Annotated in this window: 9 protein-coding genes; 7 read left to right on the forward strand and 2 right to left on the reverse strand. The window is 59.9% G+C overall.

Annotated features, from left to right (window positions below; genetic code table 11):
• Positions 1-10 precede the first annotated feature (10 nt).
• Both LAP85_18580 and LAP85_18585 read left to right on the forward strand, forming a co-directional pair.
• Positions 11-811 carry a hypothetical protein gene (locus tag LAP85_18580; protein ID MBZ5498409.1) on the forward strand — a complete coding sequence of 267 codons (801 nt, stop codon included), beginning with the start codon at positions 11-13 and terminating at the stop codon, positions 809-811.
• A complete protein-coding gene (locus tag LAP85_18585) occupies positions 808-2,955 on the forward strand; it encodes a DUF3999 domain-containing protein (GenBank protein ID MBZ5498410.1) in 2,148 nt (715 codons plus the stop codon). Before LAP85_18580 ends, LAP85_18585 begins: the two co-directional genes overlap by 4 nt.
• A gap of 117 nt (positions 2,956-3,072) precedes the next feature.
• On the opposite strand, the gene LAP85_18590 is transcribed toward LAP85_18585, so the two are convergent.
• A complete protein-coding gene (locus LAP85_18590; protein ID MBZ5498411.1) occupies positions 3,073-5,691 on the reverse strand; it encodes a hypothetical protein in 2,619 nt (872 codons plus the stop codon).
• A 428-nt stretch (positions 5,692-6,119) separates the two neighbouring features.
• Between LAP85_18590 and LAP85_18595 the strand changes: the two genes are divergently transcribed.
• The 5 genes from LAP85_18595 to LAP85_18615 all read left to right on the forward strand — a co-directional run bounded on the left by LAP85_18595 (position 6,120) and on the right by LAP85_18615 (position 11,037).
• Positions 6,120-6,971, forward strand: a complete 852-nt coding sequence (locus tag LAP85_18595; protein ID MBZ5498412.1) for an alpha/beta hydrolase — start codon at positions 6,120-6,122, stop codon at positions 6,969-6,971.
• A gap of 169 nt (positions 6,972-7,140) precedes the next feature.
• A complete protein-coding gene (locus LAP85_18600; protein MBZ5498413.1) occupies positions 7,141-7,548 on the forward strand; it encodes a GntR family transcriptional regulator in 408 nt (135 codons plus the stop codon).
• Entirely contained in the window at positions 7,545-8,468 is a 924-nt protein-coding gene (locus LAP85_18605; GenBank protein MBZ5498414.1) for an ABC transporter ATP-binding protein, read from the forward strand. Before LAP85_18600 ends, LAP85_18605 begins: the two co-directional genes overlap by 4 nt.
• Positions 8,465-10,489, forward strand: a complete 2,025-nt coding sequence (locus LAP85_18610; GenBank protein MBZ5498415.1) for a hypothetical protein — start codon at positions 8,465-8,467, stop codon at positions 10,487-10,489. The genes LAP85_18605 and LAP85_18610 overlap by 4 nt, the downstream gene beginning before the upstream one ends.
• Before the next feature lie 332 nt (positions 10,490-10,821).
• On the forward strand, positions 10,822-11,037 hold the full coding sequence (locus LAP85_18615) for a hypothetical protein (GenBank protein ID MBZ5498416.1): 216 nt from the start codon (positions 10,822-10,824) through the stop codon (positions 11,035-11,037).
• Between the two features lie 63 nt (positions 11,038-11,100).
• On the opposite strand, the gene LAP85_18620 is transcribed toward LAP85_18615, so the two are convergent.
• Entirely contained in the window at positions 11,101-12,498 is a 1,398-nt protein-coding gene (locus LAP85_18620) for an amidophosphoribosyltransferase (GenBank protein ID MBZ5498417.1), read from the reverse strand.
• Between the last annotated feature and the right edge of the window lie 117 nt (positions 12,499-12,615).

The raw sequence follows: 12,615 nt of genomic DNA on the forward strand, positions 1-12,615 counted from the left end.
ATATATACACATGGAAATCATGAATCTTCGGTGCAGGGTTGCGCTGGGAAAGACAGGGCTTCAAGTAAGCCGAATCGGTCTGGCCTCGTCCTACGGAGTCGGGGGCGATGCCGTCGAGGCGGCCTACCACGAGTATGGAATCAACTACCTCTATTGGGGAACCAGGCGCCGCGAGGATTTCGGCGCGGGCATCCGCCGCCTCACGCGGCGCAAACGCGACGACCTGGTTGTAGTCATCCAGAGCTATGCCCGGCTGGCAGGGTGGCTGACCTCGAGCTTCGAGCGCGCCCTGGTACGGTTGAAACTGGATTACGCCGACATTCTTCTGCTCGGGCTACATAATCATCCGCCCTCGCCCCGCCTCATGGATGCCGCCCTCCGGCTGCGCGAGAAAGGCAAAGCGCGCTTCCTGGCCGTTTCGTGTCACAAGCGCGCCACGTTCCGGCGCTACATCGGGGATGGCACTTTTGACGTTCTGATGTTCCGTTATAACGCCGCCCACCGCGGAGCTGAAAAGGAGGTCTTCCCCAATCTTGATCAATCCGGCAGGCCGGGAACCGTGGCCTATACGGCTACCCGCTGGGGAAGCCTTCTCAACCCAAGGAGAATCCCGAAAAACGAACGCCTGCCTTGCGCAAGCGACTGTTACCGCTTCGTCTTGAGCCAGCCCCAGGTTGATGTCTGCCTGGCTGGCCCGGGCAATTTCGCGCAGATGCGCGAGGGGCTGGCGGCGCTCGATCGCGGCTCGATGAGTGAAGAGGAACTGGACTGGATGCGCCGGATCGGCAACCACATCCATGCCAAAGCATGAAAAACTCGCCGCGGAGCGTACTCGCAGCACTGGTCGGCATTCAGATGAAAGTGCCCTCGGGGAAAGTAATGACCATTTTCCTGTCAGTGATTCTTCCTCTGGCATTGCCGGGGCACGGGCAGTCTCCACAACCACGGATCGATCAGTTCCGCTGTCAGCGGACCGTCGTTCCCGGCGGAGCGGGCCCGAATCGTCTCGAGATTGATGTTGCGCTGCTTGCCGCCGCAAGCCCATTCCTGGAGTTGTCGCACGGAACCACAGGCGCCGGCCAGGAACCAATGATCCTCGCGAAGGGCGGGCTTGGTGATCTGCGGCTCTATGATTCCGCAAACCGGGAAGTACCTTACCTCCTGGTGGCGCCGCCGATGCCCGAGCCGCAATGGGCTGAGGGGCGTCTGTTGCCTGTGGCGGCTACGAAAAAATCCAGCGGATTCGAGATCGATCTTGGACAGCCTCTCCAGGTCGACAGCCTGCGGCTGGCAGGCGTACCCGCGCCATTTCTCAAACGTGTCCAGCTGGAAGGAAGCGGAGACCGGAGCCGCTGGACGGTGCTGGTTGAGGAGGGAACGCTTTTTGACCTCCCGGCGGAAAAACTCAAACGGCTTGAACTCGACTTCGATCCGGGGGCGTACCGCTACTTTCGCATCACCTGGGACGACAGTGCGAGTGCCCGTGTCCCTTTGCCAGGCACGGCCTCGGCCCGTCTCGTTTCCACAGGAGCGCTCCCTCCCCCGCTGCGTGCCCCTGTGCAGTACGAGCGCCGTGCCAGCGAGCCGGGTGTGAGCCGGTACCGGCTGCGCCTGCCCGGTGCGGCATTACCGGTAACGGCAATCGAGCTCGCTTCGGCCGACGGGAACGTACTGCGAAAAGCGCGCGTAACCGAGGGCCGGCTTTCGGCGGATGAGATGATGCCCCAGACGCTGGGCATGGCCACTCTGTGGCACACGGTTCGCGGGGCGGCATCAGCGACCACGCTTCGTATCCCCATCACGGCGCCGCAGGAAGCGGAGCTCGAGCTTACAATCACCGACGGGGACAGCCCGCCGCTCGACATTACCGCGGTCTCGGCCATCTGCACGTATCTTCCCTGGATCTATTTCGAGAGTTCGGGGACCAAGCCATTGACGGCACGCTTCGGGCATCCGGGTCTTGGCGCTCCCCAATATGATCTGGAGCCCATGCGCGCTTCGATTGCAAAGCTGCGGACGGCGGAAGCCCACTGGGGAGAGATGCGCCGACAGAAACCACTGGTCGAGAGCCCGGAATCCGGTGCGGTGCCCGCGACGAGTGCACCCATCGCCGTGGGTTCTTTCCGTTACTCGCGTAAAATCCCGAGCAGCAAGCCCGGGTTGAATGCCCTGTTACTGGATGCTGCCGTCCTGGCACACACACGCATGTTCGACCTTCGAATCGCCGGTGCGGATGGGCACCAGATCCCATACCTGGTCGAGAAACTGGAGGAGCCGCTCACCGTGAACCTGCCGGCTCCGGAAAAAACGCAGGCGCCCGGCGTCCGCTCCGCCGGCAACCGGTCTGCACCCGGATCGCAGAGCTATTACCGGCTTGTGCTTCCGTATGCCAATCTTCCGGCCGCGCGCCTCGTGTTGACAACAAGTGCACGCGTCTTCCGGCGTGATGTGCGCATCGTGGTCGAGAGGAATCCGTCCGATGAGCGCCAGGAGCCCTGGACGAATGAGATTGCCACGGCAACGTGGAGCCATTCCGAGCCCGAGACTCCCGCGCCCGCTCTCACGCTCCAGTTGCCGTCCTTGGATACTGCGGAAGCCAATTTGGTAATAGAAGAAGGCCATGACAGCCCGCTCCCGGTTGTGTCTGCGAGTCTTTTGCTCCCTTCGTATCGGATGCGATTTTTCCGCGAGACGGATGCCGATCTCACGCTTTATTGCGGCAACGACAATCTGGGAGCACCCCGGTACGACCTCGCGCTGCTGGCACCGCGCCTCAGGGGAGCGGCAGCGGAGGAGATTTCCTTCGGCCCCGAAAAACCATCGGAGTCACTCCAAGTGAAAGCGCAGCCACTCCGGACGAAGTGGTTCCGGTCAGTCCTGGTGGCAGCGGTTGTTGTGCTTCTTGTCCTGATCGCGCGCCTCATCAAAAGAAGCGAAGCCGGCAACCCGGATTGAATCCGCAGGCTGGATCCCGCCTCTCGCCGATGACTACAGAAACTCCGGGAAGCTGCGGAGAAATGGCCTGATGAGAGCTGAGAATCAAAGCGGAAAAACGAAGGGTCCCTTTTTGCCTCATTTCATCTCGAGCGCGACGGTCCGCCGCATATATTCCTGTGGCGAGGAGGGAAACTCTATGAGCAATGCGCCATTGGTTTCGAGGCCGGCCCATCGTGCGCCGTCAACTCTGGCCGGCTTTCGAGGAGTCCGCGCTTCCAGCGAGTAAGAATTGCCGCTGTGCCCCTCGAGGTCGATCGTGTATCGGTCACGTTCTCGATCCCAGGAGACGCGGAGAACTTTCAGTTGGCGGTTTGAATCCCCCGGCACGGCAGCATCCATGGGTTCCAGAATCTGGAGGCCCGGCGTCAGCTCATAGAGAACGACGTCGTTCCCGGAAAGCTGGAACTCGACACTGCAGTGCAGATCCTCACCATAGGCTTCAATGCAAGGCACAGGTTTTCCATTGAGCAAGACCCTGCGTACCTGAGACCCGGCCTCGAATCCGGGCGATAACTCGAGCCTGAACCCCGCCAGCCCCGCCGACGGAATCCGGAAAATGGCCTCTTCCCGACTGCGCATCCTTTGCAGGTGCAGTGACCCGTTGCCAACCCTGAGGTTATTTATCGTGACGAGTCCCCAGCGCACCGGCAGGTGGGGCTCCATCCGGATTTTCTTTTCATAGGCCGATGGGTAAAATCCCAGCATCCCCTTCACCAGGGGCGTCAGGACACCGGACGAGGAAAACAGCTGGTGAGGCACGGCGGCATCCATGGGCGCATAAAAATCTCCGGAGAGCAATTCGGGGACAAATCCCAGGGCGTTCATGCGGGTAAGGCGCACATTCTGAATCCAGTGAGAAAACCCGGCGCCGGCGCGATGATTGCGGAATTCCGCCCAACTCAGAAGCCCGTTCAGAAAGGGCCAGACGGCACCATTGTTGTAGCTGATCGGATCATAGAGCTTGCTGGCGTTCGTGAGCATGCGGGCACCCCAGTCGGAACTGATCTCGGCTCCGGCAAGACGATCGAGCATTTGTGCTGCGCGCGCCGGTTCGATCAATCGAAACAGAAGGGGCACTGCCGGCCACACCGTCAGCTCGTCACTCCGGCCTCCTCCCTCGGTCAGCGCGAAGGAAAGGATCCTGCGCTCGGGATTCCAGAACAGCCGGTTCAGATTCGCCAGAGCCAGATCAAATCCGGCTTTGGATTGCACGGCGATGTCATTTTCCAGGAGAACGCCGGCCAGGCGCTGCATCGCCCGATGGGCTTCGACGCTGACCCCGGCAAGATAGACATCCGTGGCAAGCCGGTCGAGCAGCGTCCCTGTCTCTACGGCAGCCAAGCCGGCCTTCGAGTTGTTCATGAGCCCGTCCTGGTCCGAGTCGGTCGACAGGCAGTAGGCATAGGCTTTCTTCAGCGACTCCCACGACTCCTGCAAAAACGCCCGGTCGCCCGTGTGCTGGAAGAAATTCTCGATGGCAATGATGTAAAGAGGGGTCGTGTCGGCATGGTAATAGGCATAGGGAAATTGCGTGAACCACGGAATCATTGCCCCGGCCTGAGAAAGCTCATGCATCATCTTGCCGTCCGCACGCTGGTTGCCGCGCAGGAAGGCAAGCTCCTGTTTGAGAGTGGCAAAATCCCCTGTTGATGCCACGGCAAATGAATTGATGAAGGTGTCTCCGCCGAAATACCAGCCGAATCCCGGACGAGTGCTCGTTCCCGAAAGCCCCAGCCCGGCCACTTGGCCACAGCCGAGCTGCGGGTTGCAGACAAGACCGGTATCGAGCGCAACCTTGGCCCACTCGACCGCACGGTCGATTTCGGCGTCCGGGGATTTGAGTTGAAGATAGTCATTCCGGATGCGCGTAAAATGCTCCACGTTTCGTCGGTAGAGTGACTGGGCCTCCGCCAGCAAATGAAGATACGACTCCTGCACCTTGGCCGCTGCCTCGAGCCCGCCGGCGATTGCGATCGGAATGAAATTCTGCCGCGCGTACTCCGGATCGACGTCGATGTGAAACTGAGTCGGGGCGTCGGGCAGATTGTGGGCAGGTTGAGCAGAGTAGCGCGTGGCTGCCGGGGATCCGATGATCGCGGCGTGTTTGCGGAGGCTCTCGCTGAGGATGAATGCTTTCAGATTCTCGTCCCAATAGCTGTACTGGCCTCCCAGGCCGCCGGGCCACATCGGGAGCAGATCGATGAGGAAATTGGCCGTGACCGACACCTTGCGGTTGGAACTGATATCGAGCAGAATCAGGCTGCCCGGTTCCTCGGTCGGCGTGAACACGTGAGCCCGCACAACAAAGGCCGGATGCGAGTAGGTGATGGTCGTACACTCAGGCCTGACCGTAATCCACTCGGCAAGATCCGCTGCACTCAAGGGATAGGAATAGCCGTCAACATTGAACTCCAGGCGCAGGTTGTGAACGACCTTCATGGGGTAGATCCACGATTCAAAGGTTCCCTCCTCGCGCCCCATCAGAACTGCCCGCCGGCCTGCGGATTCGATGTACTTGCCCCGGCGCACCGGCTGCGAAAATTGAATCGGACTGTCCGCAATTGTGAATTTCTTGATCACCGGCAGAGAGGCGGCAGGTCTTGTTTGCCGGGCCGGTATCGAAGGGGAAAGGAAGAACGCAAGAACCACCGGACAAATGCGAAGCGCACGGCGAGTGCGTAATGAGCGCATCATCGATAGCCCTCCCCGAAGCGAATTTGTACCCTGATTGTATCCCAATCACGACGTCTTTATGCCAACATGATTTTCCTCCGGGAGGTCAGGCGGGTTTGAACCGATTACATAAACGCCGATCAGCCTGGATGGTAATCCGCGTTCTCCGTTTATGCTTGTTTATCAGCAGTTTCATCGTTTTCGCAGTTGCAGATTCCGAAGCGGTTTTTATTGCATCTTCCGGAATCCATGGCGGTATGATCGTGTCGATCGACACGAGCGCATGCGGCAGCCAGGTGCGGAACAGTCCCATGCGCCGGAAGGCACCCCGCGACGCATGAAAATGGAGGCTGCTGCAGACAACCACGAATGGCACATTCGTGACAGTCGTGTCATTCGTGGGCGCATTCCGTTTTTGAGGAGCCATTTCCAGAAGAGGTGGAATTGCGATGCGCGTAAGCGCGGCGACTTGTCTGGCGTTGATCTTCCTCAACAAGTCTCTGAAGGAGGTTGCCTTGATGAACTTTGTTGATTCGTTCGACGGAGTAAGAATAGTTTACACATCACACGGAGACGGCCTGCCGGCACTGATATTCATTCACGGGGGACTCGCGGATCGCACGCATTGGTCCAATCAGATCGAATTTTTCGGGGATCGTCACAAAGTCATTGCGCTTGACCTGGCAGGGCATGGCGAATCCGGCTGCAGCCGCGCTGCATGGAGCATGCAGGCGTTCGGCGGTGATGTGGTGGCCGTGCTCGAAGCTGAGAAGGTGAGCCGGGCGGTGCTCATCGGCAATTCACTGGGGGGCCCCGTGGCTGCTGAAGCGGCCCTGCTGGCGCCGGAGCGCGTCATAGGCATCGTGGCGGTGGACACGTTCCACGAATTCAACCTGCACGTCGATGCGGCCGAAGTGAAAGCGCGTGCCGAGGAGTTCCGCAGCGATTTCGCCGGCTCCGTGAAGAAGATGGTGGCAATGCTGTTTCACACCGACGCCGATCCGGCTCTGATGAGCGAGGTCGAGGGGCGCCTCTCCAGAACATCCCCGGAGGCCGTGTGGGGCATGTTTCAAGCCTTTTCCGGCTATGATCTGGCCGCTTCCGTGCGCGGATTGAAGGTGCCCATCCGCTGCATCAACGGTGATCTCTTCCCGATGAAAATCGAATCGAACCGGCTTCTCTATGCCGACTTCGACGCCGTAGTACTGCCGCATACGGGCCACTACCCCATGCTCGAGTGTCCCGAAGAGTTCAATCGCCGTCTCACTGCAATCCTCGCGGACTGGTCACGTCACCGCTGAGGGACACGGATGAAGGCCGACCGGCGCCGACATATTGTCCCTTGCCCGCGGCAGAAGAGCACCCTCCCGTCACAACCAATTCAAAAAAAGTATCCTATGTACTAATGCCGGTGTGTTGGTGTGCCGATACAGTGGAACGCAAGCACCCACAGGAGGGGGGATCCGGGAGATGAACCTGATGATTCAAGTGAATCCGCAGGATGCGATACCGCTCTGGAAGCAGATCGAGGAGAGGTTCCGCCGGCTCGTTGCCTCCCGGGCTCTGCTTCCCGGTTCCCCGATTCCTTCCGTGCGCGATCTTGCACGGGAACTGCGCATCAATCCGGCAACCGTAGTTCGAGCCTACCAGCGACTCACCGAGGATGGCATCCTGAATGTCCGGCGTGGCGAGGGAACCTTTGTCGCGGACACCCCGCCGGCGATGCGAAAGATCGAAAGAGCTCGATTGCTCCGCGAGAGCGCGCTGCGCTATGTGAGCCTCGCGGCAACCATCGGCGCAACGGAAGAAGAGGCGGCAGTTGAGGTTGAAGCCGCATGGCAAAGCCTGGTTTGCGCACAGGGAGGAGGCGGGAAGTGAAAGCGGAAGACGCTGTGGTGCGTGTTGAGAATCTCACAGTCCGATACGGCAGCAAAACCGCGTGTGCGGACATTTCTCTCGCGATCCCGCGAGGATCGGTCTACGCGCTGTTGGGGCGCAACGCCGCGGGCAAATCTTCCCTTGTGCGTTGCCTCGTCGGCCAGCAGAAACCGCAGTCGGGCGGCGCGTTCCTTTTCGGAAGACAAGTGTGGAGCAACCGCACCCAGGCGATGAAAAAGGTGGGAGTGGTGCCGGAAGAGCCCGATGCGCCTCCTGAAATGACAGCGAAGCAGCTCGCGGCCTTTTGCTCCCGCCTCTACCTTGGCTGGGACCATGAATCGTTTGCGGCGCGCCTCACACGTTTCCGGATCCCCTGGAATGACCCTTTCAAGAATCTCTCCAAAGGACAGAAAGCGATGCTCCTCTTCTCGCTTGCCCTTGCTCCCCACCCGGAGCTCCTGGTGCTGGATGATCCGACGGTCGGGCTGGATGCCGTGGCGCGGAAAGCAACCCTCGAGGATCTGGTGGGCGACTTGGCCGACCGGGCGCCTACGGTCCTGGTGGCGACCCACGATCTGCAGGGAATCGAGGGAATTGCTGACCGGGTGGGAATCCTCAAGGAAGGCCGGCTGTTACTGAACACACAGTTGGAAGATCTGAAGTCGCGGTATCGCAAGATCAGATACCTGAGGAAAAGCGACCGGGCCGTGACCACGCCATGTGCGGAGCTGGAATCATTTGCAGCTGTCAATGTGCGCTGGAGCAGCACGGGTGTCGAAACCGTAGTTTCGGATTTTGACGAAAACAGGTTCGAGCGATTCCGTTGCTCCAACGAAGGCCACGAGGCGGAAGCCTCGCCGATGTCTCTCGAGGAGATTTTCGTTGCCGTAGCCGGAGAAGAAACGGGGGGCGCATCATGAAATGCCTGTTCTTGGTCGCACGCCGCGAGATCGCCGCGAATAGCCACATACTTTTCGTTGCGTCAGCGATCGGATTGCTGCCTCTCCTCCTCCCCTTTGCGCCAGGGTTGGATCTCTGGCCCTATGCGGTGGTCCGGAGCGTGAGTTCAGTATTTTGCGCTGTTGCCTTGGCTTTCATGCTGAGTGTCGCTCTCGGATGGTCGGTTATCGGGAAGGACCTTGCAGAACGCCGTTTGAGCTTTTACTTTTCAAGACCCATACCCTCAGGTGCTATCTGGGGAGGAAGGTTTCTTGGTGCCGCACTGATAGTCCTGGTTGCTGGGATTCTGGAGCTCCTCCCCGCTGCACTGTTGAGCGGAGATATGTTCCAAACGGTTGTGCATTGGATGGGATCTCTGATGAGTTGGCTGCGATCGCCATACAGGAGCCTGCCGTGGCTGCACATGTTGCCGCCTTCCTCCTGGTGGTGGCTTTTCCCTGCAGTCGTTGGCGCAATCTGCATCTTTTTGCTCGCTTTCTCACATGCGCTGGGAATTATCGTGCGTTCGCGATCCGCTTGGGCAGCGTTGCACTTTCCTTTGATCTTCTGCGCTGTTTTATGGGCAGCAGGTTCCGCGCGCAGACTCATGGAGGGTCACGCGATCAAGCTCCTGTTCTGCTCCGGAGTTCTGCTGGCCTGCGTCGTCATGGTGGCGCTCTGGGCGGCTCTGGGAACGCAGGTATCCCTGGGCAGAACCGAGCCACAGCGCGGTCATCACGTTCTCTCCCGAGTTCTCTGGCCTTTGATCTTTGTGGGGCTGCTCGGCTTCGATGTCTGTTCCCGTTGGATCGTGAACGCCGCCATCCAGGATCTGGTCAAAGTATGGGCTGTGGGAGGAACGAACAACGGGACGTGGATTTCGGTGTCCGGCCGCGCCGCAAACCGGGGCAATTACAATGCCACCTTCGTGTTCGATACCGCTACAGGACGCTCGTTGAGAACCGGCGCTGCGGAGGGCGGCGGATGGACGCAAGACTTGCCGCTGATCTCCCGGAACGGAAATCGGGCCGTCTGGCTCAAGCGGAACGACGCCAATGGAATTCAGTCGCTTTTCACGGCCGATCTGGATGCTCGTTCTCCCGAACCGGTCCGAGTCTCAATCCCCATCAGCGGGATCACGGAATTGGCAATCTCCGGCGATGGGACACGCGTTGCTCTGCTGCAGACGAATCTTGTCGGCATTTACAGACTCCCGCAGGGGGAATTCGTGGGCGGCACGTCGCTGCACTGCCCGGATACCGTCGCCTCCGCCGTGCAATTTCTGGCGGCGGACATGGTGCGTATCTATGTCTCGAGCAGCGACACGCGCGTACCCGGATCCTCACGCATCGAAATCCTCGAATTCGAAGCCGCCGCGAAAATCGTCAAGACTACTGGAAGAATCTTGGCTTTCACCTTCGTCTTCCTGCCCTCTGACCCGTCGCTGCAAAGGATGGCAGTTTGGCGCATGGGGCGCCAAGGCGTGCAGGTTTCGCTCTGCGATGCCCGGACCGGTGAAGAAAGGAAGGGTCTCTTGCCCGAGGGGATTACAGGTGCCTTCCCGCATTTCATCTCGGACGGGAGAGTCGTGATCCTGAACAAGCAGGAACAGGGCCGCGCCCGGATGCACGTATTCAGCTCGGAGGGTGACTTAGAGCGCGTCATCGAACTTCCCGGAACTGCGGCCATCCTCGGGACAGAATACGCGCCGGCACGCCTGGTCGTAGCTGTGTCGCAGGACCCGCACCGGCCGGACTGGGCTCTTTACCTCGTCGATCTCGGAAATGGGGAAACGCACCGCAGCGCGGGCAACCTCCGGCCCATTAATTTGGGTGATTACCGTCCCCCTGTCTTTAGATGCGGCGCCAGCACTCCAGGGGGTTTGGAGAGCCACCTCTACATGTCGCCAGAACTCGGGCTCGTCCAGTTTGATCCGCTGAGCGGGACAGAACGCACGCTCATCGGATCCGCCGATCTCGCGGCTAGGCGGACAAACCGATAAAAAGCTCGTGAAGCCCTCCCCAGGAGCTTCCCCAAACGAGCCACGAGAACTCGAAAGCTCAAAGAATCCCAGGAGACGTGTCGATCGGCATTCCTGGGGATGCGTGCGGGTGCGAATTTGCGCCTGCCCGCGTGAGCGACTCGCATGGAAAAACAGAACTGATCCTGCTGCTTCTTGCTCCCGCGCCCCATTTCACTCTGTTCCGGGGCAGCGCGGCAATCAGCCGGGGCGCGATTGAAAGTCCCTGCATCTTGCGCAACATCTCCTGCTGGATTTCAATAATAGGGTGAGAGGACGTCCAACGAGGTAATCATGTTCCACAGGAGGATCCGATGGAGGTCGTGGTGCCGACGCTTCTCAGCGGGCGCACGATCTCCGGCTGGCCTTCGGGTAATCCCAAGGACTCGGAGGACACCATGAATTTCAGCGCGTTGAGAGGGATACGAGCCATGGTTGAGACCTTCCCTTTGGAGGATGCCGCAAAGGCCTACGAACGCATGCTGGCCAACAAAGTGAGATTTCGCGCCGTCCTGACCATGAAGTCCTGACAGGCACTCTCTATCGAGCCTCGGATTACTGAAGGCAGAACAAGGGGCTGTCGCCTTCCTCTTTCATTCGGCTCCATCCCAGCAATAAGTGCAGAGTTTCTCCTTGGGGAGGCCGATTGCAGCCACGAGGTCATCGAGTTTTTGATATTGGAGCGTGGTCAGGTGGAGTCGCGCGCGGATGCGCTCCACCATGGCACAATATTTGCCGCTGTCCGGATTGGAGTACTGCTCCAGATGGGCATCGCTGCTCCCTTCGAGCTCTCTGACGGCCTTGCGTCCCGCCAGGTCCAACTCCGAACGCGAGCGTGAAAAATTCAGGAACTTGCATCCGAACACGAGCGGCGGGCAGGCAGGCCGCATATGGACTTCGTGCGCGCCGCAGTCGTAAAGGCGCCGGATGGTATCCTGGAGCTGCGTGCCGCGGACGATGGAGTCTTCGGCGAAGAGGATTCGCTTGCCTTCGATCAGCTCCCGCACCGGGATGAGCTTCATGCGGGCCACAAGGTCGCGCACGCGCTGGTCGACGGGCATGAAGCTGCGCGGCCAGGTCGGCGTATATTTGACATAAGGGCGCACGTAGGGAACGCCTGCCGTGTTCGCGTAGCCGATGGCGTGAGCCACACCCGAATCCGGAATGCCTGCCACGCAGTCCACCTGCACAGTGTCGTTGCGCGCGAGTGCGGCGCCGCAGCGGTAGCGGGTCGCCTCCACATTGATGCCCTCGTAGCACGACGCGGGGTAGCCGTAGTAGACCCATAGAAACGAGCAGATCTGCAGCCTCTTGCCCGGCGCCTTCTTGGTCTCAATCCCGTCTTCCTTAACGAGCACGACCTCGCCGGGGCCCAGATAGCGCTCGATCTCGTATCCCAGGTTCGGGAAGGCACAGGTCTCGGATGTCACCGCGCAAGCCCCGTTTCTCCGGCCGATGACGACGGGGGTGCGTCCGAGCCGGTCCCTGCCGGCGTAAATACCGCGGTCGGTTAGCAGCAGCAGGGAGCACGATCCTCGGATGGTCGCGAGTGCGCGCTCGATGCCGTCTTCAAACGTGGCCTCCTGGTTGATGAGGGTGGCAATCAGTTCGGTCGGATTGATCTCGCCACCGCTCATTTCGGAGAAGTGCGCCTTCTGGAGGTAAGCCTGACCCATCAGCTCCCGCGCATTGCCGACCACCCCTACCGTTACGATGGCATACACACCGAGATGCGAGCCGATGATAAGCGGCTGGTCTTCATAATCGCTGATAATGCCGATACCGCTGCGGCCTTGCATCTTCTGTATGTCGTCCCCGAACTTCGAGCGGAACTGGGCGTTGCTGATATCGTGGATGTAGCGGGCGATGCTGCCGCTGTTCATGACTGCGAGCCCGCCGCGGCAAGTTCCCAGGTGAGAATGGTAGTCCGTGCCGAAAAACAGATCCGTGACGCAATCGTCTCTGGAGGCGACCCCAAACAAACCGCCCATAGTTGCCCTCCTCAAAATGATTGGGCCCGCATTGTCGCATGCTCTGAATCCCGAAACCACGAGTTTTCGATGTTTTCCCGGTCCGGCAGTATCCCAGTGCGCCGGTTTTCGATGAGA

It is taken from the genome of Terriglobia bacterium, assembly GCA_020072565.1.
GTDB lineage: Bacteria > Acidobacteriota > UBA6911 > UBA6911 > UBA6911 > JAFNAG01.

Bases quoted from the DNA above. Each gene is read 5' to 3' on its own strand.
- LAP85_18590 (MBZ5498411.1), bottom strand. From the start codon at position 5,691: ATGATGCGCTCATTACGCACTCGCCGTGCGCTTCGCATTTGTCCGGTG.
- LAP85_18595 (MBZ5498412.1), top strand. From the start codon at position 6,120: ATGCGCGTAAGCGCGGCGACTTGTCTGGCGTTGATCTTCCTCAACAAG.
- LAP85_18620 (MBZ5498417.1), bottom strand. From the start codon at position 12,498: ATGGGCGGTTTGTTTGGGGTCGCCTCCAGAGACGATTGCGTCACGGAT.
- LAP85_18580 (MBZ5498409.1), top strand. From the start codon at position 11: ATGGAAATCATGAATCTTCGGTGCAGGGTTGCGCTGGGAAAGACAGGG.
- LAP85_18600 (MBZ5498413.1), top strand. From the start codon at position 7,141: ATGAACCTGATGATTCAAGTGAATCCGCAGGATGCGATACCGCTCTGG.
- LAP85_18585 (MBZ5498410.1), top strand. From the start codon at position 808: ATGAAAAACTCGCCGCGGAGCGTACTCGCAGCACTGGTCGGCATTCAG.
- LAP85_18615 (MBZ5498416.1), top strand. From the start codon at position 10,822: ATGGAGGTCGTGGTGCCGACGCTTCTCAGCGGGCGCACGATCTCCGGC.
- LAP85_18610 (MBZ5498415.1), top strand. From the start codon at position 8,465: ATGAAATGCCTGTTCTTGGTCGCACGCCGCGAGATCGCCGCGAATAGC.